The organism is Streptomyces sp. NPDC004721, assembly GCF_053601495.1.
In genome coordinates, this window is sequence record NZ_JBSGBZ010000033.1 from 12,120 (window position 1) to 37,530 (window position 25,411).

22 protein-coding genes are annotated in these 25,411 nt (G+C 72.4%); 1 reads left to right on the forward strand and 21 read right to left on the reverse strand.

What is annotated here, in order from left to right; translation table 11 throughout:
• Nucleotides 1-120: 120 nt before the first annotated feature.
• From ACWEK3_RS27030 to ACWEK3_RS27105, 16 genes are all read right to left on the reverse strand, one after another.
• Nucleotides 121-525: a globin gene (locus ACWEK3_RS27030; protein WP_365427293.1), complete on the reverse strand. Its 405-nt coding sequence runs from the start codon at nucleotides 523-525 to the stop codon at nucleotides 121-123.
• Between the two features lie 102 nt (nucleotides 526-627).
• Complete coding sequence (locus ACWEK3_RS27035) at nucleotides 628-1,881, reverse strand: FHA domain-containing protein (protein WP_450542642.1); 1,254 nt, start codon at nucleotides 1,879-1,881, stop codon at nucleotides 628-630.
• Nucleotides 1,882-1,974: 93 nt separating this feature from the next.
• Nucleotides 1,975-3,321: a vWA domain-containing protein gene (locus ACWEK3_RS27040; protein WP_453063993.1), complete on the reverse strand. Its 1,347-nt coding sequence runs from the start codon at nucleotides 3,319-3,321 to the stop codon at nucleotides 1,975-1,977.
• A gap of 136 nt (nucleotides 3,322-3,457) precedes the next feature.
• The gene (locus tag ACWEK3_RS27045) at nucleotides 3,458-5,152 is read right to left on the reverse strand and encodes a PP2C family serine/threonine-protein phosphatase (protein WP_453250774.1); all 1,695 of its coding nucleotides are present in this window, start codon (nucleotides 5,150-5,152) and stop codon (nucleotides 3,458-3,460) included.
• A 3-nt stretch (nucleotides 5,153-5,155) separates the two neighbouring features.
• Nucleotides 5,156-7,690, reverse strand: a complete 2,535-nt coding sequence (locus ACWEK3_RS27050) for a tetratricopeptide repeat protein (RefSeq protein WP_453250775.1) — start codon at nucleotides 7,688-7,690, stop codon at nucleotides 5,156-5,158.
• 8 nt (nucleotides 7,691-7,698) lie between these two features.
• Complete coding sequence (locus tag ACWEK3_RS27055) at nucleotides 7,699-9,000, reverse strand: hypothetical protein (RefSeq protein ID WP_453250776.1); 1,302 nt, start codon at nucleotides 8,998-9,000, stop codon at nucleotides 7,699-7,701.
• Nucleotides 9,001-9,080: 80 nt separating this feature from the next.
• On the reverse strand, nucleotides 9,081-10,097 hold the full coding sequence (locus tag ACWEK3_RS27060) for a glutamate ABC transporter substrate-binding protein (RefSeq protein WP_390872724.1): 1,017 nt from the start codon (nucleotides 10,095-10,097) through the stop codon (nucleotides 9,081-9,083).
• 35 nt (nucleotides 10,098-10,132) lie between these two features.
• A complete protein-coding gene (locus tag ACWEK3_RS27065; protein WP_453250777.1) occupies nucleotides 10,133-11,581 on the reverse strand; it encodes a hypothetical protein in 1,449 nt (482 codons plus the stop codon).
• Between the two features lie 199 nt (nucleotides 11,582-11,780).
• Complete coding sequence (locus ACWEK3_RS27070) at nucleotides 11,781-12,752, reverse strand: N-acetylglucosamine kinase (RefSeq protein WP_450542629.1); 972 nt, start codon at nucleotides 12,750-12,752, stop codon at nucleotides 11,781-11,783.
• Nucleotides 12,743-14,008: a 6-phospho-beta-glucosidase gene (locus ACWEK3_RS27075; RefSeq protein ID WP_453250778.1), complete on the reverse strand. Its 1,266-nt coding sequence runs from the start codon at nucleotides 14,006-14,008 to the stop codon at nucleotides 12,743-12,745. Before ACWEK3_RS27075 ends, ACWEK3_RS27070 begins: the two co-directional genes overlap by 10 nt.
• Nucleotides 14,009-14,014: 6 nt before the next feature.
• Entirely contained in the window at nucleotides 14,015-14,908 is an 894-nt protein-coding gene (locus tag ACWEK3_RS27080; RefSeq protein ID WP_453250779.1) for a carbohydrate ABC transporter permease, read from the reverse strand.
• Between the two features lie 2 nt (nucleotides 14,909-14,910).
• Complete coding sequence (locus tag ACWEK3_RS27085) at nucleotides 14,911-15,852, reverse strand: carbohydrate ABC transporter permease (RefSeq protein ID WP_365773823.1); 942 nt, start codon at nucleotides 15,850-15,852, stop codon at nucleotides 14,911-14,913.
• 6 nt (nucleotides 15,853-15,858) lie between these two features.
• Nucleotides 15,859-17,196: an ABC transporter substrate-binding protein gene (locus ACWEK3_RS27090; protein ID WP_453250780.1), complete on the reverse strand. Its 1,338-nt coding sequence runs from the start codon at nucleotides 17,194-17,196 to the stop codon at nucleotides 15,859-15,861.
• Nucleotides 17,197-17,254: 58 nt separating this feature from the next.
• Entirely contained in the window at nucleotides 17,255-18,466 is a 1,212-nt protein-coding gene (locus ACWEK3_RS27095; protein ID WP_453250781.1) for an ROK family transcriptional regulator, read from the reverse strand.
• Nucleotides 18,467-18,636: 170 nt separating this feature from the next.
• A complete protein-coding gene (locus ACWEK3_RS27100; protein ID WP_453250782.1) occupies nucleotides 18,637-19,257 on the reverse strand; it encodes a Uma2 family endonuclease in 621 nt (206 codons plus the stop codon).
• Between the two features lie 213 nt (nucleotides 19,258-19,470).
• Nucleotides 19,471-20,562, reverse strand: coding sequence for a mechanosensitive ion channel family protein (locus tag ACWEK3_RS27105; protein ID WP_453250783.1), 1,092 nt, complete (start codon nucleotides 20,560-20,562; stop codon nucleotides 19,471-19,473).
• 334 nt (nucleotides 20,563-20,896) lie between these two features.
• On the opposite strand from ACWEK3_RS27105, the gene ACWEK3_RS27110 reads away from it, so the two are divergent.
• Entirely contained in the window at nucleotides 20,897-21,433 is a 537-nt protein-coding gene (locus ACWEK3_RS27110; RefSeq protein WP_141360845.1) for an HNH endonuclease, read from the forward strand.
• 137 nt (nucleotides 21,434-21,570) lie between these two features.
• Here ACWEK3_RS27110 and ACWEK3_RS27115 read toward each other — a convergent pair whose 3' ends face one another.
• From ACWEK3_RS27115 to ACWEK3_RS27135, 5 genes are all read right to left on the reverse strand, one after another.
• A complete protein-coding gene (locus tag ACWEK3_RS27115) occupies nucleotides 21,571-21,960 on the reverse strand; it encodes a GntR family transcriptional regulator (protein ID WP_361408361.1) in 390 nt (129 codons plus the stop codon).
• Nucleotides 21,957-22,715 (reverse strand): hypothetical protein, encoded by a 759-nt coding sequence (locus ACWEK3_RS27120; protein ID WP_453250784.1) that lies wholly within the window; start codon nucleotides 22,713-22,715, stop codon nucleotides 21,957-21,959. Before ACWEK3_RS27120 ends, ACWEK3_RS27115 begins: the two co-directional genes overlap by 4 nt.
• A gap of 87 nt (nucleotides 22,716-22,802) precedes the next feature.
• Entirely contained in the window at nucleotides 22,803-24,158 is a 1,356-nt protein-coding gene (locus tag ACWEK3_RS27125) for an ABC transporter permease (RefSeq protein WP_450542615.1), read from the reverse strand.
• On the reverse strand, nucleotides 24,155-24,844 hold the full coding sequence (locus ACWEK3_RS27130) for an ABC transporter ATP-binding protein (RefSeq protein WP_453250785.1): 690 nt from the start codon (nucleotides 24,842-24,844) through the stop codon (nucleotides 24,155-24,157). The genes ACWEK3_RS27125 and ACWEK3_RS27130 overlap by 4 nt, the downstream gene beginning before the upstream one ends.
• Nucleotides 24,841-25,383: a PadR family transcriptional regulator gene (locus ACWEK3_RS27135; protein WP_450542611.1), complete on the reverse strand. Its 543-nt coding sequence runs from the start codon at nucleotides 25,381-25,383 to the stop codon at nucleotides 24,841-24,843. The genes ACWEK3_RS27130 and ACWEK3_RS27135 overlap by 4 nt, the downstream gene beginning before the upstream one ends.
• Between the last annotated feature and the right edge of the window lie 28 nt (nucleotides 25,384-25,411).

The following is a 25,411-nucleotide window of genomic DNA, read 5'->3' on the forward strand; positions in this document are numbered from 1 at the left end:
GTGATGTTGTCAGAGGGAGCGCGGCGCGGGTAAGCGTTCATGGGCCGAGCTTGACCGGATCGTGATCGGAATCCGGCGCCGGACGACCGGAATCCGGTACTCAGGTGCCTGCGCGGCGGCTCAGTCGGGAGTGTTCACCATCGACGCCGCCGCGTACGTCAGGTAGTTCCACAACGTCTGCTCGTGCTCCTGCGACAGGCCGAGCTCGTCGACGGCCACCCGCATGTGCCGCAGCCAGGCGTCGTGCGCCGCCCGGTCGACCTGGAAGGGCGCGTGCCGCATCCGCAGCCGCGGGTGGCCGCGCCGCTCGCCGTACGTCGTCGGACCGCCCCAGTACTGGATCAGGAACAGCCTCAGCCGCTCCTCGGCCGGTTCCAGATCCTCCTCGGGGTACATCGCCCGCAACTCGGGATCCCCGGCCACCCCCTCGTAGAAACGGTGGACCAGCCGACGGAAGGTCTCCTCGCCGCCGACCTGCTCGTAGAAGGTCTGCTCCTGAAGCGTGCCACGCCGAATCTCATTCACCCGTCCATGCTCTCAGACGGCCGGACGGAGGACCGGAGGCCTAGGACCTGCTTCACAGCAGAGAGCCTGGAGCCACCGGTCCTTACGTGATCCGTGTGGGCCCTAGCCGCGCCTGATCGTGATCGTCGTCCAGGCGCCCACGTGCACGCGGTCGCCGTCCTGGAGGGGGACAGGCACGAAGGGCTGGATGGGGTCCTCCGAGCCGTTGACCGTGGTGCCGTTGGTCGAGTTCTGGTCGACCACCGCCCAGCTGCCGTCGGGCTGCTGGACCAGCACCGCGTGCTGGTGGGAGACGCCCGGGTCCTCCGGCGGGACCGACAGGTCGATGTCGGGGGTGTCGCCGGTGGAGTGCCGGCGGCGGCCGATGGTGACCTGGTTGCCGGTGAGCGTGCGCTGCTGCTCGGGCGAGTACGCGGGCAGGTTCAGGCCCGTGGCCTCGGGGCCGGAGCGCTGCATCATCGCCATGAAGTAGTCGCGGTCCGGACCGATCGTCGCCGTCCAGGTCGCGGGCTGCTGCGGCTGCTGCGGGAAGGCCGGTCCCGGCGGGGCCTGGGTGGCACCCGGCTGCGGGTAGCCGTAGCCGCCCGCCTGGCCGGGGCCGGGACGGCCGGGGACGCCCGGACCGGAGGGGCCCGTGGACGACGGCGGGGAGATCACCCAGTCGTCGTCACCGCCGTGCTGCGGTCGGCCGGTCTCCTGCGGGAACCCGGGCGGAGCCGGCGGGCCGGGCTGCTGGAACGCCTGCGGGGCACCACCGGGCGCTCCGGGGGCACCGGGCGGTGGCGGAACCGGCCGTGACGGGTCGCCGCCGAAGTTCGGCGGGCCGGGGCGGCCGGGGGGCTCGGTGCCGAAGTTCGGCGGCCCGGGGCGGCCCGGGGGCTCGGTGCCGAAGGGCGGGGCGTGCGGGATCGGCTCGGCGGGCCGGTTCACCTGGGACGGCCGGGAGCCCTGGTACTCGAACGTGTCACCGCCGAAGGCCGGGCCGGGCGGCTGCGGGAAACGCGGGCCGGGACCGGCGCCGGGCGGCGGCGCGGCCGGAGTGTACGAGGTCGCCGTGTTCGTCAGGAAGTTCCACCGGCACTCCTCGCAGAACGGCGCGCCGCCCTCGCGGGGCGTACGGCACTGCGGGCAGAGCTCCGGCTCGGGGTCCGGTACGGCGGACAGGTGCGGGCGCCCACCGGGCACGCCGGGCGCACCCGGCTGACCGGGACCGCCGGGCCCCGGCGCGGGCGGGAAGCCGTAGCCCCCGACCGGGGGCGGAGGGGGAGGCGGAGGCACGGCACCGGCCATGCGGTGACCGCACACCTCGCACCAGTCGTCGGAACCCGACTGGTGTCCGTTCGGGCAGGTCGGCATGTCGGCGCTTCCCCCTCTCCTTTTCCGGCCGGTGCGGCCGGATTTCTCCAACCCCGAGGGGCCGGGCTCGCTGTCTTCCGCGGTCTTCCCGCGTCACTTCTTCACACGAACGGTCTTGGTGGACCGGGTCTCGAGAGTCATCTCGTCGGCCTCGTCGACCTTCGCTTTCAGTCGCACAGTACCCGTCGCGGCGTCGACCACGTCCACCACCTTCGCAAGCAGTTTCGCAGTATCCGCGTTCCCCGAGGCCCCGGCGAGCTGAACAGCGCGGCCCAGTTTGGCCGTTGCTCCATCGAAATCGCCCGCTTTGCGAAGGTCGAGGCCCTGCTGGATGGCCTGCGCCAGTTCGGCCTGCCCGGTGTAGTGGGCCACCTGCGGATTGATCGAGGTGGAGGCGGTCATGTCGTCGGTCCACACGGCCCGTACCAGGCCCTGGGCGCCGAGGTTCTGCACCGTTCCATCCGGTTGGGGCACCACCAGGGAGATCCGGGCGGCGAGCATCTCCTGTCCGATGCCGGCCGCGGGCACCTCCACGCAGAGGTGGTAGTCGCGGGACTCGTCCCCCCAGGATCCGGTGGGATAGTCCCCGGCGCGCGGCCCCGCCTCGGCCCGGCGGTCGGTCAACTCCTCCACGGCCGGGGCGACTTGCTTGACGAACTTGATGGTCGTGCCCACCGGCGTCCACACCCGCAGCCAGACGTCCGCGACCTCCTTGCCCATCGCCGTCTCCATCATCCGCGTGAAGTCGGCGGCCAGGCCCGCCGGGTCGGCGACGATGTCGGCGGTGCCGAGCAGCGCGGAGGCGATCTGTGTGACTTCTTTCACTTCCCAGTCGGTGCCCACGCCCCGCGCGTCACATGTGAAGCGACCCGCGCATGCGTCGAGCGTCCGCCGGAGGTCCTCGGGCGACTCGTGCTCGTTGCGGCCGTCGGTGAGCAGGATGCCGTGCCGGATGGCGACGTCGGCCGAGGACAGCAGCCGGTCGGCCAGCCGCAGCCAGGTGCCAATGGCCGTGCCGCCGCCCGCGCTGAGCCTGCGCAGCGCCTGCTTGGCCTGGTCGCGGGTGGTCGCGTCGGCGACCGCGAGCCGGCCGCCGCCCGGATAGACCTCCTTGGCCACGTGCGTGCCGCCGATCACCGCGAAGTGCACGCCGTCGCGCAGGGTGTCGATCGCGGCGGCCGTGGCGTCCCGGGCGTTGCGCATCTTGGTCGGCGGGTAGTCCATCGAACCCGAGCAGTCGACCATGATCGCCACCGCGGCGGACGGCCCCTGCCCGGGTGTGTACAGGTGTGGTGCCGCGACCGCGCTGCCGATCGTGCCGCCGCCGGTCGCGCTGACCGTGACGATCGAGTTGACCTCCTGGCCGCCCTCCGGCAGGTACTCGTTCTGGTACACGTCCACCGAGAACTGCGGCACGCTGGATTTCGAGAAATTCGCCATGCTGTCCCAGATCCCCCTCTGGACCCCGTGAACGGGGACGACGACTGTGAACGGGCCGGCCCCCGCCGGCCCTCGGAGCTTCCCCGCGCTGAGGGCTCGGCCGGGGGTTCCCGTCACGCGCCCCCGCGTACGTCCCTCAGGCCGATCCTGCCCCCTGCGGCGCGGCCGGGAACGGCACGACGGCCACTGTTACGTTGTCGTGGCCCCCGCCGTCCAGGGCGTGGCCGACCAGGACCCGGGCGCTGTGCAGCGGGCGCACGTCGGCGTCGAGGGGGACGGCCTCGGCCATCTCCCGGGCCGTCTCGGCGTAGTTCCACAGCCCGTCCGTGCACACCACGACCACTCCCGGCCGGTCCGGCTTGAAGGAGGCGGTGTGCGGCTCCAGTTCGTAGGCGTCCGCGCCGAGCCAGCCGGTGATCGCGTGGGCGCGCTCGTCGGCGTACGCCTCCGCCTCGGACATCAGGCCCGCGGAGACCATCTGCGCGGCCCACGAGTCGTCCTCGGTGAGCCGGGCCGGGGGCGCGCCGCGGTCCACCGGGATCCAGTAGGCGCGGCTGTCGCCGACCCAGCCGACGACCAGCAGCCCGGAGGCGACCACCGCGCCGACGAACGTGCAGGCCGGCGCGTTCTGGTGGGCGGAGTGCCGGCCGGCCGACGCGGGCTCCCCGGCGAGCGCGTCGACCGCCTGCGCGGCGGCGACGATCGCGTCGTGCATGGCCTGCTGCGGGTGCGTGCCCCGGGGCAGCGCGGCCAGCAGCGACTCGCTCGCCGCTCGTGAGGCGGCGAGGGAGGCGTCGTCGGGGCGGGTCGCGGAGGACACGCCGTCGCAGACGACCGCCGCAAGGGCGGGCGAGCCGTCGGGCAGCGCGGTGCGGCCGAGGGCGAAGGCGTCCTCGTTGCGGTGGTGGCGCAGGCCGCGGTCGCTGACGGCGGCGATCGGGCCCGACTCCTGCTCCATGTGGTCGCGTTCGCGCGGCTGGGCGTGCCCGCAGTTCTCGCAGTAGCCGTCGCTGTCGACCCGGCCGGCCCGGCAGGCCACGCACACCGTGGCGGCCTCGCCCGGAGTGCCGTCGCCCGGAGCGGCGGCGTCGGAGTCGGTGGGCACGCGCGGGTCCGGCGCCTGCAACGGGTATTCGTCCGGCTCCGCCGGCCGGTCGAGCCGCACGCCCGAGGCGGACGCCCCTTGCTGCTGCGGCTGTCCCTGCGGCTGCGGACCCTGGCCTTGCGGCTGCGGCTGCGGCTGCTGCTGCGCTTCCGGCTGCGCCTGCCCTTGTCCTTGCGGCTGCTGCTGAACTGCGGCCCGTGCTTGAGCCTGCGGCTGTTGCTGGGCCTGCACTTGACGCGGCGGCTGAGCGGCCGGCAGCGGCCGGGCCGCCGCCTGGGCCTCGGCGGGTGGCTGCGCCTCAGGCTGTGGCTGGGGCTGAGCCGTCTGTGGCTGCTGCGGGGACTGCGCCACCGGCTGCGGCCGCTGCTGAACCGCCGCCTGGGCCTGGGACTGGGCTTGAGCCTGCGCCTGCTGTGCCGGAGCGGGCAGCGGGGAGCCGCTCGAGTCCGTGCCCGGCAGGTCCGTCGGCAGGTGCAGCCTCGGTGGTGCCTCGGAGGTGTCCGGGTGCGGTGCGCGCGGCCACACGGCGTCGTCGGCACGCTCGCCGGGGCCGGCCGGGCGCGGCACCGCGCCGCGGTCCATGGTGAGCGTCGACGCGTCGCCCGGTCCCTCGGCGGCCGCGGACAGGTCGTACCCGCACGCGCCGCAGAAGCGGTCACCCGATTCGAGCGGCTCCGCACAGCTCGGGCACTTCGGCAGCGCGGCCTGCTGGTGCATCTGCGACATCAACTACACCCACGTCCGGGGGCGGTAACGGTTGGCACGTTCCACCAGGTCGATCCTCTCCTCGCCACCGGGCGCCAGCCGGGCCAGCGTGCGGTACGAACGCTCCAGGCCGAAGCGGAGTCCCCGCTCGTCCAGGTCGCTTCCGAGCAGCACCCGCCGGGCGGCCGGGTCGGTGGCCCGGCCCCCGGAGAGTACCCAGTCCAGGGCGCAGCCGAGGACTTCCGCCGACAGCCGCTCCCGCCGGGCGGGGTCCAGACCGTAGGCCTGAAGTGCCTCGACCTGCCCGGAGGCGGCCGTCAGATCGTCCAGGAACGGCGTGTCGGACGCCGCCGCCGTACGGTGCCGCAGTCGTGCCCGTACGGCCGCCACGCGCGCCGCCGTGTAGTGGATCGAGGACTCCGGAACGGACTCCAGGGTCCGTACCGCGCCGGGCCGTTCGCCGGAGGCGAGCTGCACGCGGGCCAGCCCGAACGCGGCGCTGACCTGGCTCGGGTCGGTCGACCACACCAGGCGGTAGTACTCGGCGGCGTTGTCGAGCTGGCCGAGCACCTCGGCGCACAGACCGAGCGCCAGCTTCGGCGCGACCTCGCCGGGGAAGGCGTCGTAGACCGCGTCGAAGGCGAGGGCAGCCTCCTCGTGGTCGCCGGTGACCAGGGAGGCCACGCCCCGGTACCAGACGACCCGCCAGTCGTCCGGGTGCCGCTGCTCCAGTTGGCGCAGGACCTCCAGCGCGGTGGCCGCCTCGCCGGTCTCCAACCGGGCCCTGACCTGGCGCAGCCGGGTCTCGGCCGACTGTGTGGGCGCCGCCGCGAGCGCGTGCGCCAGTTCCCCGGGCGCGGACGTCAACAGGCCCGCCAGAAAACCCGCGTTCGGGTCACTCGGGTCGACGTGGGGGACCGGCAGGGCGAGCGCGGCGGCGGGCGTGTCGACGGGCTTGACGAGCGCCGGGGGAGCCGGAGCGTTCGGTGTGCCCGGAGCGCCGTGGCCGTGCGTGGTACCGGCCGCGAGGGCCGGGGCCGATCCGCGAGGGCGAGCCGCCCGCGCCCCCAGCCGGGACACGTCCCCGTCCAGCTTCGGGAACAACTCCGCGTCCGTCACCCGCAGTTCCGGGCCGAACAGCGTCGAAAGGGCCGGCCGCGCCCGGCCGGTCTGGAGGGACACGACCTCCCGCAGCACGCCCGTGAGCTGCTCGGCCATCTCCTGCGCCGAGGCGAACCGGCGGGCCGGGTCGGGGTCGGTGGCACGGACCAGCAGGCGGTAGAAGGACTCGTACTGGCGGAAGACCTCGATGTTGTCGGGGTCGGGCAGGGAGTCCGCGAAGACGTTCGTGTAGCCCTGGAAGTCGAAGGTGAGGACGGCGAGCGTACGGCCCACCGTGTACAGGTCGCTGGCCACCGACGGGCCGACCTCGGCGACCTCGGGCGCCTGGTAGCCGACCGTGCCGTAGATGGCCGACTCGTCGTCGTCCATCCGGCGCACCGCGCCCATGTCGATCAGCTTGAGCTGGTCCTCGGTCTGGATCGCGTTGTCGACCTTGAAGTCGCAGTACAGCAGGTTGCGGCTGTGCAGATGACCGAGCGCCTCCAGGGCCTCGATCCCGTACGCGCACGCCTGCTCCACCGGCAGCGGGTCGCGCCTGCCCTCCGCTGTGCGGCGGGAGTTGGCGATCTCCTTCAGCGACCTGCCGCCGACGTACTCCATCACGATGTAGCCGTCGAGGGAGCCGGTGCGCTGGTCGAGGTGCTCGACGAAGTTGTAGATCCGCACGATGTTGCCGTGCTCGATCTCCGCCAGGAACCGCCGCTCGGAGATCGCCGCCGCCATCGCGTCCTGGTCGCCGGTGTCCAGCAGGCCCTTGAGCACCACCCAGCGGTCGGACACGGCCCGGTCCACGGCGAGGTAGATCCAGCCGAGGCCGCCGTGCGCCAGACAGCCCACGACCTCGTACTGGCCGTGGACGATGTCCCCGGCCCTCAGCTTGGGCACGAAGGAGTACGGGTGCCCGCACTTGGTGCAGAAGCCCTCCGTACGGCCCGCGCGGTCCCCCCGCGCGCGCCCGACCGGCGCACCGCAGTCCGAGCGCGAGCAGAACCGCTTGCGCTCCGGCACCTCGGGGTTCTCCAGCACCATCGAACGCGGGTCGGGCCGCGGCACCTGCGGCACCTGCACCAGACCCGCGCCCAGCCGGCCGCGGCCGGAGGAGCCCGTCGTGGAGCCGGAGCTGCGCACCGACACCGACCGGCCGGTCGCCTTGCCCGACAGCGAGCGCGAGAGCCGCCCCGACACCGAGCGGCGCGATTTCGACGACTGCGACGACGTACGGGTACTACGGGCACTGGAGGCCGAACCGCCGCCGCCCACCGAACCCCGCGAGTCCCCGCCACCGCCGGTCACGCCGGTGGGCGGCGAGCCCACCATGCCGGTCGCCGAGACGACCGGCGCGAGACCGCACGTGTCGCAGTACAGCTCGCCGCCGCCGACGTCCTCGTACGTCCCGCCGCAGTCCGGCCGCTGACAGGTCTGCCCCGCCTGACTCATGACTCCCCCTACCGTCCCTCGGGCCCGCCCTGCTCCGGCACCCGCGAGCCGCCGAGCAGCTCGGCCGCAGCCTGCTGGTAGCGCAGCACGGACTGTTCGGCCACCCGCAGGTCGCAGGGCGCGCTCCACAGCATGCGGCGCGCCGCGTCGTACCGCTCGACCAGCAGCGGGTCCTCCGCCAGGCCGTGCCGGGCGACCTTCGCCTTGTACGCGTCCAGTCGCCCGCGCAGCTCGGCACGGACCGCCAGCGGCGCGGTGACCGCCGTCAACGACTCACGGGCGCGCTCAAGTTCGTCCTCCGCCTTCTGCTCCAGTGACTCCAGGAGCGGCGACAGCCGGTGCCACCGGGCCTGCCTGCGGTACTCGGCGGCCGCCGCCAGCTGCTCCTGGAGGGCGGTCGGCGGACCGCTGACCACCGGCACTTCCGTGGCGGCGATCTTCGCCAGCACCTCGCCGCGCGCGGTGCGCGCCTCGGCGAGCGTGCGGTCCGCGCGCGAGAGCACGTCCCGCAGCCTGATCAGCCGCTGCTCGGCGTCCTGCCGGACCCCGAGCACGGCGTCGATCTCCCGGCGCACCTCGTCCAGCGCCCGCGCCTCCCGGTCGTACACCGTGGTGTCCGGCCGTCCGCCGCCCGGTGCCGAACTGCCCTGCGCGGGCAGCCAGAAGGCGAGCGGATCGGAGATCACCTCCGCGCGCAGCCTCGTCAGCGTGCGCGTGACGCGCTCCAGGTCGTCGCCCGCCGGGTGCTCGCCGGGGCGGACACCGACCGAGTGCGCGAGCCGGCGGGTGCGCTGGAGCTCGGCGGCCAGCAGATCGATCCGCGCGGGCAGCGCCGACCACACCGCGTCGGCGGCGACCACCATGTCCAGACCGGTCGCGTACAGCTCGTTCATCCGGTCCACCAGCGTGGCCAGGGAGAAGCTCTGGCTGAGCCGGCCCGGACCGGGCAGGGCGGGCGCGGCGGCCGCGCCGGAGACGGTGACGGACTCGCCGCGCAGCACCTCGGTCAGCTCCACCAGGTCCTCGCGGCTGGACCAGCGGCGACGGGCGCGGATGTCACGGGCGGTGCGCAGGGCGCCGCTGTAGGCGTCGAAGTACGCCCACAGCAGCGTGATCGACGCCTCCGTGGCCGCCCAGCTCTCCTTGGTGACGCCGGTCAGTTCGGCGCCCTCCAGGAGTCTGCGGCCCGCGTGGTCCTGAAGGGCGAGCAGCGAGGTCTCGATGGCCTCGTGCTCCGCGCCGAGCCGCGCCAGCGCACGGTCCACCTCGTCCCGGTCCATGACGGGCCCGGCGGGGTCCGTGACGCCCATCGATCACCTCTCGCTGCTGCGTGTCGCCTGTGTGCTGTCGGTTCTGCTGTTCCGTCGGTGCCGCGCCGGCCGGTGACCGGTCACCGGTAGCTCGGCGTCGGCGCGGTGGCCGACGGTGAGTCCTTACCCAGCGTGGCGGACAGCCACGTCCCGTACGACGCCTTCCAGCCTCCGTCCTTGCGGTAGTTCTCCAGTGTCCGGTTGACCTGGCGGACCAGATCGTCGGCACCGAGCTTCATGGCCACACCGTAGAACTCCTTGGTGAAGGAGGCGCCCTTCAAGGCCACCGTGGGGTCCTGCGCGGCCTGGCTGGCGGCGAGCGCGCCGTCCGTCACCACCGCGTCCACCTCGCCGAGTTGGAGCCGCACCAGGCAGTCCAGCTGGTTGGGGACGGTGGTGGTGATGTCGGTGGACGCGGGGAGCCTGCCGTCCTTGGTGTCGGCGGACAGGTGGTCGTAGGCCGTGGAACCGGTCGCCGAGCAGATCCTCTTCCCGGCGAGGGAGCCGTCGTAGCCGGTGATGCCGGAGGTCTTGGGGGCCAGGACCTGCTGGCCGGTCAGGAAGTAGGGGGCGGAGAACGCCACCTGCTTCAGCCGGTCGCAGGTGATGGTCATGGTGCGCACCACCATGTCCACCCGGCCACTGCGGATCGCGGGTATCCGCTCGTTGGTGGGGATGGCCTTGAACTGGACCTTGTTCGCGTCGCCGAGGATGTCCTCGGCGATGCGGTGCACGAGGTCGATGTCGAAGCCCTCGAGCGCGCCTGAGGCGTTGTTCGGGTTGCGGTAGCCCCAGCGGTAGCTGTTCTGGTCGACGCCGACCGTCAGATAGCCGCGCGATCGGATGGCGCTCAGCGTGGGGCCGCCGGCGCCGGACGGGGACGGGCTCAGGTTCTGCGCCTGGCTGTCCTGGCAGTTGTCCGCCTTGGACTGCGTGCCGTGCACGGCTCGCGAGCCGCTTGCGGCGGGGCCGCCGGCGCCCTGCGGCTGGGTGCGGGGCAGCAGCAGGACGAACGCCAGCGCCAGGGCGCAGACGGCCGCCATCGCGCCGACACCGCCCCAGCCCTTCAGGCCGGCCCGCAGACGTCGTGCTCGCATCGCCACGCCCCCTCTCACCGCTGTCACGCTCCCTTTCACCGGTACTCCGAAAGCCTGCGCCCGATGCCCAGCACCGCCCCGGCCGCGGCGAACACCGTGAGCACCGCGGAGCCGGCCGGCAGGCCGCGCAGGGCGGCCCGGCCGCCCTGCGCGGCCTGCCGGAACCGACCCGTCTCATGGGTGAGCGCGGACGCGAGGGAGGCGTCGACGTTGTCGAAGCACTCACCCGTCGACTCCGTCCGGTCCTTGGCGGTGGTGCCGATGACCCGGTCGCGCGCCTTCTGGTAGTCGCCGGAGTCGTTGGCCTGGCGGGCCAGTTCGTGTCGTTGCTTCCAGACCTTCATCGACTCGTTCGCCGTGTCCACCGGCTTTCTGCCCCCCGGGTCCTCGGCGAGGGCGCCGGCCCGGGACAGCGTCCGGGCGAGGGTGCCGAGCTCCTGGTCGTAGGCCCAGTCGTAGGCGTCCATGACCGTGCCGTCCTTCAGCGTCTTCGTCTCCGCGCCGCGGCTGACGAGGGTCAGGTTCTCGTCGCTGCGTGCCTTGAGGGAGGCGATACGGGCGTCGTGCAGCACGTTCAGCGAGCGCACGCCGTGCGTGTAGGAGCCGTTGAGTCCCGCGCCCGCGACGCTGTGGCCGATCACCAGCCACAGCAGGACGACGGTGGTGGCGGCGGTCGCGGCGACCAGGCCGTGGTTCAGCACCCGGTTGGTGCGCTGGTAGTTGCGCCGCTGGGCCCAGGCGAGGGCGGCCAGGGCGACGGCGCCGAGGGCGATCGCGGCCCACGGGTACGGTGTCGCGTCCCCGTAGTCGGAGCGCAGCCGCTGGTTCTCCTTCTGGTACAGGTCCTCGGCCGCCGGGAGCATCTCGTCCTGCATGGTTTCGTTGGCCGCGCGCAGGTACGCGCCACCCACCGGGAAGCCCTGGCGGTTGTTGGCGCGGGCGGACTCGACCAGGCCCTTGTAGCGCGGCAGGAGCTCGTTGAGCTTGGTGATGGTGGCCGCGGAGGGGCTGCCGGGGGCGGAGTTGGCGGCGGCGGTGACCAGCTTGGCGGCGGCCGTGCGGACGTCGGCCTCGTAGCGCTCGCGGGTGGCCGTCGTCTCCTGGAGACCGGCCAGGTAGCCGCTGGTCGCCATGGTGTTGGCGTCGGCGAGCGAGCGGTAGATGTCGGCCGCGTCGGAGCTGAGCGGCTGGCTGCGGTGCAGGACGTCGTCGGCGGCCGAGGCGCGGTCGGTGGCCTGGAGGGCGGTGACGGCGCCGAAGGCCAGGACGAGGAGGGCGAGGACGGCGCCGATGATGCGCAGGCGGCCGGGCTCCGTGGTGGCGGCGGCGCGCAGGCGCTCGGCACCCTCCGCGAAGGCGGTGCGGCGCGGGGGCGCGGGGGGCCGCGCGGCGGGGGCGGGGGCCGCGGACTGCGGCGGAACCGCCGGCAGGGTGGGCAGGCCCGGGCCCGGCGGTGCCGATCTGCTCGTCGGCGGTTGTGTCACTGCTGACCTCCCCCGTGGTCATCCGTCGCCGCAAGTATCGCTGCCGGGACCGACATCCGCACCGGCCTTCACTGGAACTCGGCCGGGCCGCAGTGCGCTCGCCCCGTACCACCCCTTGCCCATGAATACGCCGGGGGAACCAGTTCGGTTCCCCCGGCCGCGCTCGCGGAATGCCCACCGTTGCGATGCTCGCCGTCTCTCACTGCTCGAAGTGGGCCCGCACCTTTTCCAGGGCCGCCGCCGGCGCTCCCACGTGGTCCAGGCCCAGGAGGGCCGCGCCCAGGACCGGGCGGGCCGTGACGACCCGCGGGACCGCCTTGGGGGCGCGGGCGGCGAGGAGGTCGCGTACGGCGTCGTCGAGTCGGGGGTGGCGGGCGGCGAGGACACTGCCGCCGAGGAGGACCGGGGTCTCCTCGTCGAGCAGGCCGAGGCGGGTCAGGGCGACCGTGGCCATGGCCACCACCTCCTCGGCCTGGCGGTCGACGATCGTGCGCGCGATCGGATCGCCCTGGTCGGCCGTGGCGAACAGGACCGGGGCCAGTTCGTGGCGGCGGTGGTGGTCGACGTGCCCCAGGTGCAGCGCCTCGACGAGGGCGTACACGGAGGCCAGCCCGAAGTGGGCGGGCAGGGTGCGGGACAGGGCGGTGGGCGCGCCGCGGCCGTCCTCCGCGCGGGCCGCGTACCACAGGGCCTCCTCCGCCAGGCCCCAGCCGCCGCCCCAGTCGCCGGAGACGCGGCCGAGCGCGGGGAAGCGGGCGGTGCGGCCGTCCGGGAGCATGCCGACGCAGTTGATGCCGGCGCCGCAGACGACCGCGACCCCGCGCGGTTCGGCCACGCCCGCGCGCAGGATGGCGAACGTGTCGTTGCGGACCTGCACCGTCGTGCCCCACGCGCGCGCGTGCAGGGCGGACGCCAACTGCTCCTCCTCCACCGGCAGATCGGCGTTGGCCAGGCATGCCGAGACATGGCCGGCGCCGGTGACGCCGGCCTGCGCGTACGCCCGCCGGACCGTTTCCTCCAGGGCGTCCACCGCGGTCCCGACGCCCACGGCCGGCGGCCGGAACCCGCCGCCGCGGGCCGTGGCGAGGACCTGCCCGTCGGCCGCCACCACCGCCACGTCGGTCTTGCTGTTGCCCGCGTCGATGGCGAGGACGCTTGCGGTCAGGCCCACGCGAGGTACTCCCGGTTGTGCGCGACAAGTTGGTCGGTGAGGGCCTCGGCATACGCGTACTGGCCGATCAGGGGGTGTGCGAGGAGGGCGCGGAATACCCGGTCCCGGCCGCCGCGCAAGGCCGCCTCCAGGGCCAGGTCCTCGTACGCCGTCACGTCGGCCATCAGGCCCGCGTACAGCGGGTCCACGTCGGAGACGGGGAGGGGGACCGCGCCCTTGGAGCCCACCGCCGCCTGCACCTCGATCACGGCGTCGTCCGGGAGGAAGGGCAGGGTGCCCTTGTTGTACGTGTTCACCACCTGGTACGGGTTGCCGCCTCCGCCCAGCAGGGCCGCCGCCAGGTCCACGGCCGCCTCCGAGTAGTAGGCGCCGCCCCGCCCGGCCAGCAGGGCCGGCTTCTCCACCAGGGCCGGGTCGCCGTACATCGTCAGCAACTCCCGCTCCATCGCCGCCACTTCGGCCGCCCGGGACGGCTTGGTGCGCAGTTCCTCCACGACCTCGTCGTGCGCGTAGTAGTAGCGCAGGTAGTAGGAGGGCACCGCGCCCAGGCGGTCCAGGAGCGGGCGGGGCAGGCGCAGGCCGCCGGCGATCGTCTCGCCGTGCTCGGCCAGGAGCGCGGGAAGTACGTCCTCGCCCTCCGGGCCGCCCAGACGCACCCCCGTCTCCCAGGTGAGGTGGTTCAGGCCCACGTGGTCCAGGTGGACGTCGGCGGGCGCGATGCCGAGCATCTGCGCGAACTTGCGCTGGAAGCCGATCGCCACGTTGCACAGGCCGACCGCCCGGTGGCCTGCCTGGAGCAGGGCGCGGGTGACGATGCCGACCGGGTTGGTGAAGTCGATGATCCAGGCGTTCGGGTTCGCGCGGCGGACCCGGTCGGCGATGTCCAGGACCACCGGGACCGTGCGCAGCGCCTTGGCCAGACCGCCCGCGCCGGTGGTCTCCTGGCCGACGCAGCCGCACTCCAGGGGCCATGTCTCGTCCTGCTGGCGGGCCGCCTGGCCGCCGACGCGCAACTGGAGCAGCACCGCGTCGGCGCCGTCGACGGCCGCGTCCAGGTCGGAGGTGGTGACGACACGGCCAGGGTGGCCCTGGTGGGCGAAGATGCGGCGGGCCAGTCCGCCCACCAGCTCCAGCCGGTCCGCCGCCGGGTCCACCAGCACGAGTTCCTCGACGGGCAGGGTGTCCCGCAGGCGCGCGAAACCGTCGACGAGTTCGGGGGTGTAGGTCGAGCCGCCGCCGACCACGGTGAGTTTCATGGCTGTTTAACCCTTCACTCCGGTGAGTGTGACGCCCTCGACGAATGCCTTCTGGGCGAAGAAGAACACGAGGATCACTGGGGCCATGACCAGAACGGTCGCGGCCATGGTGAGGTTCCAGTCGGTGTGGTGGGCCCCCTTGAAGGACTCCAGGCCGTAGGACAGGGTCCACGCGCCCGGGTTCTCCGAGGCGTAGATCTGCGGGCCGAAGTAGTCGTTCCAGGCGTAGAAGAACTGGAAGAGGGCGACGGCCGCGAGACCGGGTCTGGCCATGGGCACGACGACCTTCAGCAGGGTGCGCAGTTCGCCGCAGCCGTCGACCTTCGCCGCGTCCAGGTACTCGTTCGGAATGGTCGTCAGGAACTGCCGCAGCAGGAAGACGGAGAACGCGTCGCCGAACGCCATCGGGATGATCAGCGGCCACAGCGTGCCGGACACGTCCAGTTGCTTGGCCCAGAACAGGTACATCGGGATGATGATCACCTGCGGGGGCAGCATCATCATCGAGATCACCAGCATGAGCGACAGGTTGCGGCCCCGGAAGCGGAACTTCGCCAGCGCGTACGCCACGGGCAGTGAGGACGCGACGGTCAGGACCGTGCCGAGACCGGCGTAGACCAGCGTGTTCCTCCACCAGGTGAGGAAGCCCGGGGTGTCGAGGACCCGCTTGTAGTTGTCCCACTCCCAGGTGTGCGGGACCAGATCGCGGCTGAGGGCCTGGCTGTCGCTCATCAGCGAGGTCAGCAGGACGAACACGAAGGGCAGGACGAAGAACAGCGCGGCCGCCACGCCCAGCGAGTGGACCGCGATCCACTCCAGCACCGCCCTGCGGCGGGCCGCGCGCGCGGCGGGGGAGGGCCGCGTCTTCGACCCCAGCGGCTTGTCGAGCACTTGGGCCATCGTCAGTCACCTGCCTGGATGAGACCGCCCCGGCGCCGCATCAGGAACGCGGTGAACACCATCGACAGGGCGAACAGCACCAGCGCCACCACGCAGGCCGAGCCGTAGTCGAAGCGCTGGAAGCCGAGGTTGTACACGAGCTGGGGGAGGGTGAGCGTGGACTTGTCCGGGTAGCCGGGCTCGAACTGGGTGCCCGCGCCCTGGATCACACCCGAGGCGACCTTTCCGGCGATCAGCGGCTGGGTGTAGTACTGCATCGTCTGGATCACACCCGTGACCACCGCGAACATCACGATCGGCGAGATGTTCGGCAGCGTGACGTACCGGAAGCGCTGCCAGGGCGAGGCGCCGTCCAGCTCCGCGGCCTCGTACTGCTCCGTGGGCACGTCGAGCAGCGCGGCCATGAAGATGACCATCAGGTCGCCCACGCCCCACAGGGCGAGCATCGTCAGGGCCGGCTTGGACCAGGTGGGGTCGTTGAACCAGCCGGGCGCGGAGATCCCGACCCGCTCCAGGAGGGAGTTGACCGGGCCCGTACCGGGGTTGAGGAGGAAGGCGAAGGCCATGGTCGCCGCCACCGGCGGGGCCAGGTAGGGCAGGTAGAACAGGGTGCGGAAGACACCCGTGCCCGTCCTGATCCGGGTGATCAGCAGGCCCACGCCGAGCCCGAAGACCACCCGCAGGCTCACCATCACCAGGACCAGCCACAGGGTGTTGCGCAGGGCCGGCCAGAACAGCGGGTAGTTCTGGAAGACGTACGTCCAGTTCCCGGTGCCGCGCCACGTCGGCGGCTGGAAGCCGTCGTAGTGCACGAACGAGAAGTAGACGGTGGAGATCAGCGGATAGGCGAAGAAGACCGCGAAGCCGATCAGCCACGGCGACATGAAGGCGAGGGTCTTCAGCGCCGAGCGGCGGCGCTTGGACGCCAGGGTGACGGTGGTCATGCGCGCCTACTTCGCCTGCGCGATGTCCGTGTCGATCTGCTGGGCCGTCCTGAGCAGCCCGGCCTTGAGATCCTTCGCCCTGCCGCTCTCGTAGTCGTAGCCGAACTGCTGGATCGTCACCAGGTACTGGCCGCCGTTGACGGAGGCGGGCGTCGTGGTCGAGTACGGGTTGGCGGCGATGTCCAGGAAGGTCTTGAAGCGCGGGTCGTACTTCAGCTTCGGGGACTTCAGCGCGGCCAGCGTGGAGGGCACGTTGTGGATGTCGTTGGCGAAGCCGACCACCGCGTCGGTGTCCGTGGTGATGTACTTCACCAGCTCCCAGGCCGCGTTCTGCTTCTTGCTGGTGGCGGCGATGCCGGCGATGGTGCCGGTGATGTAGCCCTTGCCGTACTGGTCGGCCTGGTCGTCGGGGACGGGCAGCGGGGCGACGCCGATCTCGAACTCCGGCTTGGCCTCCTCGGCCATGCCCAGCCGCCACTCGCCGTCGAGCTGCATGGCCACCTGGCCGGTGTGGAAGGGGTGCTTGGGGCCCCACTCGTCGCCGAGGGTGGCGCGGTACTTCTCCAGCTTCCGGTAGCCGCCGAGTTCGTCCACGAGCCGCTTCTGAAGGGTGAAGCCCTTCTCGAACGCGGGGTCCTTCGCCAGGTTCGACTTGCCGCTGGAGTCGAAGTACGCCGGGGAGAACTGCGCGAAGTAGTGCTCGGTCGTCGACTCCCAGCCGTGGTAGTCCGGCATGAAGCCGAGCTGCCGGTAGCCGCCGCCCTGGAGGATCGTCAGCTTCTTGGCGTCGGCCTCGAACTCGGACCAGGTCCTCGGGGGGTTCTCGATGCCCGCGGCGGCGAAGGCGTCCTTGTTGTAGTAGAGGCCGTAGGCGTCGCCCAGCAGCGGCACCGTGCAGCGCTTGCCGTCGAACTGGGTGTACTCGTTCATCGCCTTGGGGAAGGTCTTCTCCGGGTCCGTGTCCGTCTTCTCGAAGAACGGGTTGAGATCGACCAGCGCGCCCGAGGAGCAGAACTTCCCGACGTTGTTGGTGGTGAAGGAGGAGATCACGTCGGGCGCCTTGTCGCCGCCGGTGCGCAGCGCTTGGTTGATCTTGTCGTCGGTCATGTTGCCGACGACGTTGACGCGGATGTTGGGGTGCGCCTTCCGGAAGCCGTCGATCAGCGACGTGACGGCCTTCACCTCGCTCGGATCGCTCCAGGCGTGCCAGAAGTTGATGGTCGTGTCCTTCGACGCGTCGTCGTTCGCGCCGGAGCTCGGCTGACCGGTGCAGGCGGTGGCGAGCAGTGCCATGGCGGCGGAGGCAGCGAGGGCGAGGGCCGCTTTCCGGGGTACTTCGGGCATGGCTGGATCTCCCTGGGACGGGCGGGCGGTGAGGGAAAACGCGGGGCGGGTACGGCGGTCAGCGCGAGGTGTCGAAGACCTCGTCGCGGGTGGTCGCGAGCGCGCTCTCCAACGCGCCGCGCAGCACGGGGTGTTCACGGACGTCGCCGATCACCAGGCGGGGCCGGGAGGCGGCCAGTTCCTCCAGTTCGGCCTGGACCAGGGCGCGCAGCACCTCGCCACCGGCGGTGAGCGAGGCGCCGCTGAGGACGACGAGTTCGGGGTCGAGGACGGAGACAAGGGAGGCGAGACCGGTCGCGAGCCGGGTCGCGTACGTCGTCAGGAGCGTGCGGTGGGGGCCGGTGGCGTGGTCGGCGGCGCGGGCGACGAGTTCGGCGGCGGCCTCGGCGGAGGATCCTGTGGGCAGGTCCTCGATGCCCAGCTCGCGGGCCAGTTTCGGCAGCGCCTGTGAGCCGGCCAGTTCCTGGTAGCCGCCGCTGTTGGCCCTGGTCACCTGGCGGACCAGCGGGGTGCCCGGCACCGGCAGGAAGCCGACCTCGCCGGCGCCGCCGGTCCAGCCGCGGTGCAGCCGGCCGCCGAGCACCAGGGCGGCGCCGAGGCCCTCCTGGTTCCACAGCAGCACGAAGTCCCGGTGGCCGCGGGCCGCGCCGAGCCGCTGCTCGGCCATGGCCACGAGGTTGACGTCGTTCTCGTACTCCACCGGCATCGGCAGGGCGGCGGCGAGTTCGTCGAGCAGGGTGGGGGAGTGCCAGCCGGGCAGATGGGAGGCGTAGCGCAGCCGGCCGGTGTTGGGGTCGAAGGCGCCGGGGGTGCCGATGACCAGCCGGTGTACGTTGCCGGGGGCCAGCCCCGCCGCCTTCACCGCGCCGTCGAGGGCGTCGGTGACCTGCCGTACGACGGGCTGGGACGGGCGCCGGCCGGGGGTCGGCAACTCGTACTCGCCGACGGTGCGGCCGGTGATGTCGGCGACGGCGGCGCGGATGCGGAGGGGGGTGACGTCCAGTCCGGCGGCGTGGGCGGCGGTCGGATCGACCGCGTACAGCTGGGCGTTGGGGCCGGGGCGCCCCTCGCTGGTCCCCGTGGCGAGGACCAGCCCGGCGGCCTCCAGGCGGGCCAGGAGCTGGGAGGCGGTCGGCTTGGACAGGCCGGTCAGCTTGCCGATCCTGGTGCGCGACAGCGGTCCGTGCTCCAGCAGGAGGTCCAGGGCGGCGCGGTCGTTCATGGCGCGCAGGACCCGCGGGGTGCCCGGCGTGCCGGCGGTTCCTGACATACGTGTCGGCATCTGTCCTCCCCTGGAGATCACTGTTAGGAAAGTTTCCTATTTGGGTGGGAGGAAGGTATGCCCGGGGTGAAGCGAACGTCAAGAGAAAAGCGCCCCCGGGCAACGGAGTCGTTGTCTGCGGGGGCGGCGAGGGTGCGCGCGGCGGGAGCCCGGTCCGGTCAGTCCTTGAGGAACGGTGCCGTGTCCAGCGTGGGGTACGGCGCCGGGAGAGGGAGCGGATCGCCGAGGTCGACCTTGGCCTCGCGGTCGTAGTACGCCTTGGTGGGGTCCTCGTCGGGGAGCACGGGGGTGGTGTAGCAGTGGGCGGTCCGGGTCTCGCGGTTGACCAGGACGTAGACGGAGACGCCCGCGGCGGCGTAGGTGCGGAGCTTGGGGCCGGTGTCCGTCCAGTGGTTGCTCGAAGTCACCTCGCCGACGAGGGCGATCATGTCGACGGGGTACCAGCCCTTGTGGGTCCTGCGGTAGGACTCGTCGAGTTCGGAGGCTTTGCGTCGCCGGACGTAGAAGTCCGGAATGAGCAGGGCCATGGTGCCGCCGTCCTTGTTGGCGGCGCGATAACCGTTGCCCATGCCCGCCAGTTCGAACCCGGCGTTGAAGAACTGGACCGCGAGCTTGAAGGCGCCGTCGTTGTGGTTGTCGTTCGGCTGTGGCGGCACGATGACCGTCCCCTCGATGTACTCCGGCCGAATGGGCATCGGCGACGCCTCTTCGATCGCGTTCAACAGGTCGATGGGGTCCACCTGCGTCATCACCGGCTCCATGATCGGTTCGGCGCTCATCGCTGATCTCCTTGTCGCGCTGGTGTCAGGCTACGCCCGCGCCGGGTGCCCCGGCAGAACGATGGAGCGTGCGGGGCGCGTCGCACGGTGGAATCCGCACCCCTTCACTCGAACGAGTGTGCTGAACCGTTCCGTCCCTCTTTCGTACACGCGAGAGGCGGCGCCCGGGGGTTTCCGGGCGCCGCCTCTTTTCGCCGTGGGGGCGCGGTGGTGCTACTTCGACAGGGGCGGCGGTGGGATCGGTGAGGCCGTCAGGGACTGCGGGGAGGTGGTGCTGGCGAATGCCGAGGGGGCCGACATGCCCGCCGTAGGGTCGGCTGCCGCCTCTTCCGCCGGGGCCGTCGCGTCGCCCACGATCCGGATGCCGGCCGCGTCGAAGGCGCGCTTGATGCGCCAGCGCAGCTCCCGCTCGACGGTCACCGACTTGCCCGGCATGGTCTTGGCGGTGACGCGCACGACCATGGAGTCGATCAGCACGCTGTCCAGGCCGAGCACCTCGATCGGGCTCCACAGGAGCTCGTTCCAGGGCTCCTCCTTGCTCATCCGCTCGGCGACCTCGTCGAGGGTGGCCTTCACCCTGTCCAGGTCCTCGTCCGTCCTGACGGTGACGTCGACGCCGGCCGTGGCCCAGCCCTGGGAGAGGTTGCCGATGCGCTTGATCTCGCCGTTGCGGACGTACCAGATCTCGCCGTTCGCCCCGCGCAGCTTGGTCACGCGCAGTCCGACCTCGATCACCTCGCCGGCGGCGACGCCCGCGTCGATCGAGTCGCCGACGCCGTACTGGTCCTCCAGGATCATGAAGACGCCGGAGAGGAAGTCGGTGACCAGGTTGCGGGCGCCGAAACCGATCGCCACACCGGCCACACCGGCCGAGGCCAGCAGGGGTGCCAGGTTGATCTCGAAGGTGGACAGCACCATCAGCGCCGCGGTGCCCAGGATCAGGAAGCTCGTCACCGAGCGCAGCACCGAGCCGATCGCCTGCGAGCGCTGCCGGCGGCGCTCGGCGTTGACCAGCAGCCCGCCCAGCGCGGTGCCGTCCACCGCCTGGGCGGTACGGGCCATGCGGTCTATGACCTTGGTGATCGCCCGCCGGACCACGCCCCTCAGCACCGCCGCGATCACCAGGATCAGCAGGATCTTCAGGCCGATGGCGAGCCACGTGGACCAGTTCTGCTCGACCCAGCTGGCCGCGTTCGTCGCGGTCTCGTGGGCGTCCTGGAACGTCGGGACCGTCAGGGCCGGCGACTCGGAGGGCGACGGCGACGGCGACGGACCGGCGGCCGACAGGACGGCGGGCAAGGACACGGCAGGTACCTCCAGGTGCAATCCGCCCTCCGGCACGGGGTCAATATCGACTGGGTCACGAAGCGATCACCGGACGGGCAGAACCACCACACTAACGGGGCAGGGTGTGTGGGTTCCCGTGAAGTTCGGGGAAGGGCGCATGGGAAGACGGTGACCACCGGCCTCTGATCAGGCCGTGTGAAGGGGCCGTGATCCGGGGGATGAATGAGGTGTGGTCGAAAACACTCCCAGCCCGTTACCGGGACATGGTGGCGCGTTCACCAGGCATGAGGGGAAACTGACTGCAGGCAGCCCCGGCGCGAGCCACGCGCCGCCGGCGTACAAGGAGGCATCCGTGCCGCATGTCCTGGTCCTCAACGCGTCGTACGAGCCCCTCGGCGTCGTACCGCTCCGCCGCGCGCTCGTCCTCGTCCTCGAGAACAAGGCAGTCTGCCTCGAGGAGTCCGGCGCCTATCTGCACAGCGCAACCGTCACCGTCCCCGCACCCAGCGTGGTCCGGCTCAAGCGTTTCGTACGGGTTCCCTACCGGGGGCCCGTTCCTCTGACCCGAAGGGCGCTGTTCGCGCGCGACGGGGGCCGGTGCATGTACTGCGGTGGCATCGCCACCAGCGTCGACCACGTCATCCCGCGCTCGCGCGGGGGCAAGCACGTCTGGGACAACGTGGTGGCCTCCTGCCGCCGCTGCAACCACGTCAAGGCCGACCGCCACCTGGTCGAGCTCGGCTGGCGACTGCGCCACAAGCCGGCCCCGCCCACGGGCCTGGCCTGGCGCATCATCGGCACCGGGCATAGGGACCCGCGCTGGCTGCCCTACCTGCAGCCGTACGGCGCGGACGACGCCTTGGCCCGGATCGACGGCATCTCCGCCTGACGATTCCGGGCCTTCGCATTGCCCACGGCCACCCGCCCGGAGCGCGGTCCCCCACGGCCATCCGCCTGGGGATCACGCTCCGGACGCGGGTCGTGGGCGGCGCGCGTCACCGGGGCCGGTCGCGAAGACCGGAACGGTCAGGTGGTGTCGAGGCTCGCCAGGGCGTGCCGGACGGCCGCGAGTGCCTCCTCGTCGCTGACGTCGAGCTGTCTGGCCGCGGCGGCGTAGGTGCCGGCGTACTCGTGGAGCTTCGCCTTGACGTCGGTGGCGGGTGCCGGGGCGATGACCTGCGTGCCGGAGCCCCGGCGGCTCCTGACGAGGCCCGCGGCCTCCAGTTCGCGGTAGGCGCGCACCACCGTGTTGTTGGCCAGTCCCAGGTCGGAGGCGAGCTGGCGCACGGACGGCAGCCTGTCGCCCATGCGCAGCCGGCCGACGGAGATCAGATCGGCCAGCTGCGCGCGGATCTGCTCGTAGGGCGGCACCGGGGAGGGGTGGACGACCCGGATGCTCACGTCGTTCGCGTTCACAGCCGCACCTTGACATAGGCCTGCGGGAGCAGCGAGACGCAGAGGCAGTGCCCCGCGGTCACGGCGGAGACGAGGGCGATGATGGCCAGCCCCCACAGCGCCGCCACTTTCATCACTCCTCCGCAGGCCAGGCTCAGCACCACGACGCCCATCGTCAGGGAGACGCCGAAAAGAGGCGCGCACACGAGTACCCCCCACGCGCCGATCGCGGCCCGGGCCCCGGTGAGACGCTGGTCGTCGCTTCCGGGCCCGGCGGTGATACGGCGCAGGAGTAACGCGCCGACAACGGTACCCAGTGCGAGACCACCGAGAGCGGGCCGCGCGTAGTGCGGGCCGGGCCACGGCGACAGCACCTGGGCCCCCGCCGGGCAGGTGACGGACAGCGCGTGCCCCGAGCGTCCCGCCTCGTCCGGCGAGGCCGTCGCCACGGCGACGACCAGCAGGACGAGGAGCACGGCGGCCTGCACGGTCAGCGCGACAGTCAGGGCGCGGGGCGCGTAGTCCCGGATCCGGCGCGGTGTCATGCTGGCGACGCGCAGCCGGCCGGGGCTCCGGCGGGCGAGCGCGTCCGCCGCGAAGGCGCTCGCCATGACGCACAGACCGAACACGGCGAACGTGTACAGCAGGTCCACGTCCGACTCGGAGCCATAGCTGACCAGCGCGTTCACCGTCAGTCCGGCCGCCGCGCCAGTCCACCGCACGAGGGTTTCGAGGCTCTGGCGCCACGAGTCGCCGTTTTCTGTGGCAGCACGCATGCCGATCCCTGCTCTCCCGCAAGTGCATCAACTGCTTGATACAATTCCCGGTGAATCAAACTGTGTCAAGTAGTTGATACGGAAGGCTCACGCGTACCGCAGCTCCGCGGGCCGGACCGAGCGCCGCAGCAGCGGCAGCGAGGCGGCCGCGGCCAGCAGGCAGGTGGCGTACACGCCGGCGGGGACCAGGAGCGCCGTGTAGGGCACGGTCCCGGCGGCGAGGAGGGCGTACCAGAGGCCGATCGCCAGGCCGCCCGCGCCCGCCACGAGGACGGCCGGGGCCAGGGGCAGGGCGGTCTCCAGCAGGAGGGCCCGGGCGAGCACCCGCTGCGGTACTCCGGCGGCCACCTGCGCGGCCAGGGCCCGGCGGCGGGTGGCGACGGACTCGGCGGTTCCGACGGCGAGCGCGACGAGGACGATCGCGAGGGCGAGGACGATGGCGGCGGCCGTGAGGTTCAGGCCCGTCGTGTAGAAGGAGGCGTCCTCGGCGAAACCGTACGTGCGGTCCATGGTCTCCAGATGGGCGAGCAGCGCCTGCCGTACGCCCATGTACCCGGTGCCGACCACCGTCACCAGCAACACCGCCGCATGGGTGCGGGCCGCCGCCCACGGATCGTCCCGCAGCCGTTCCGCCGCGATCAGCGCCGCCGGGGAGCCGGTCCGGGCCGCGAGCAGCCGCCCGGTCAGCCGGGACAGGGCGCCCGTGAGCCACACCGCGCCCGCGCCGACGGCCAGGACCGCCGCCATGACGACGAGCGGGCCCCTCGTCAGGCCCGCATGCGGGGAGTCGGCGGACGTACCGGCCACCGCCCCCAGCGCCACCACGCCCACGACCAGCAGTCCGCCCACGAACATCAGCGCCGGACCACGCCCCGACCGCGTATGGCTCCGCCGCACCCAGCCCAGCGGTGAGGCCACCACGCGGCGCAGCGCCAGCACCCCGGCCGCCATGCCCAGTACCGGTACCGCGGCCGCGACCAGCGCCATCCCGGCCCAGGCAGACGCGGCCGGCCGCTCCCACACGGCCACCAGTACGCACGCCGCCCCGGCCGTGGCGAGCGCCGAGCCCAGCAGGCAGGCGAGCCCGGTCTCCAGCGCGGCGATCCGCCGCACCCGGCCCGGCTCCGCGCCCGCCAGCCGCAGCACGGCCGTCCGCCGGTCGCGGTGCACCGCGCCGATCCGGGCGCACTGCCCGAGGAACCCGAGTACGGGCACCAGCAGGAGCAGCAGCGTGACGATCACCCCGGAGCGCTCCCCGGGATGGTCGAGCAGGCCGTTGCCGAAGGAGAAGCGGTACTGTCCGTGCACCGAGGCCAGGACGGCGGCCGCCAGACCCAGCCCCGTCGCGCACATCGCCCCCGCCGCCGTGAGCGCGATCCGCCACCACTCCCACCGGTCCGAACCCCGGACGAGCAGCCAGGCCAGCCGCAGATCGGTCCTCACGCGAGCACCCCCGACGCGACCGCCACGCCGTCCTGCAACCGCACCTCGCGGTCGGCGTACGCCGCCACCTGGGCGTCGTGCGTGATCAGCAGGACCGCCGTGCCCGCCTCCCGGGCGGCGCCCACCAGGGCCGTCATCACCTGCTCGCTCGCCAGCGAGTCCAGTGCCCCCGTCGGCTCGTCCGCGAACACCACCCTCGGGGAGGTCACCAACGCCCGTGCCAACGCCACGCGTTGTGCCTGACCTCCGCTCAACTCCCCGGGCCGCGCGGCCTCCTGCTCCCGCACACCGAACCGCTCCAGCCATGCCCCCGCCCGCTCCTGGGCCGCCCCCCGCGCGGTCCCGGCCAGCATCAGCGGCAGTGCGACGTTGTCCACGGCGGTCAGCTCGGGGATCAACTGGCCGAACTGGAACACCACTCCGAAGTCGGTGCGGCGCAGCTCGCTCAGGTGCTGCTCCGGCAGCCTGTCGACGCGCTCCTCGCGGTACGTCACCGAGCCCGCGTCCGGCCGGACGATGCCCGCCAGGCAGTGCAGCAGCGTGGACTTCCCGCTGCCGCTGGCGCCGGTCACGGCGACGATCTCGCCCTCGCGCAGCTCCAGGCACGCCCCGCGCAACGCCGGGGTCCTGCCATGGGACTTGACGAGGTCTCGGGCCACCAGAAGGGGCGCCGGAGGGTTGTTCATGCTCGGTCGACCTCCACGGTCAGAGCGGTCAAAGTGGTGAGCCGGGCCTGGGTGGTGGTCATCCAGCGCAGGTCGGCGTCGAGGTGGTTGAGGGCGTAGTCCGCCGAGAGCACGGTCGTCAGACCGGCGCCCGGGGCGGTCTTGACCGCCGTCAGCTCCCGCATCCGGTCCATGTGCGCGGCGCGTTGCGCGAGCAGATGGGCGGCGGGGTCGCCACCGGTGAGGATCGCCACGACGACCTTCGCGAAGATCTCGTTCGTCACGAAGGGCGCGGGAGGCGTGACCTGCCCGGCCCAGACGGCCACGTCCCGGGAGCCCTCGGCCGTGAGGCGGTACAGCGTGCGCTCCGGCCCGCCGTCGGAGTCGGTGCCCTCCACCTGGGCCAGTCCGTCGCGGACCAGCCGCTGCAGGGTCGTGTAGACCTGCCCGTAGGCCAGCGGGCGGGCTTGCGGGAAGTGTTCGTCGTGGCGTCGCTTCAGGTCGTAGCCATGGCTCGGCCCTCCTGCGAGCAGGCCCAGCAGGATGTGGCGGGTGCTCATGCGCTCAGTATGTACTGAGTACATGTAC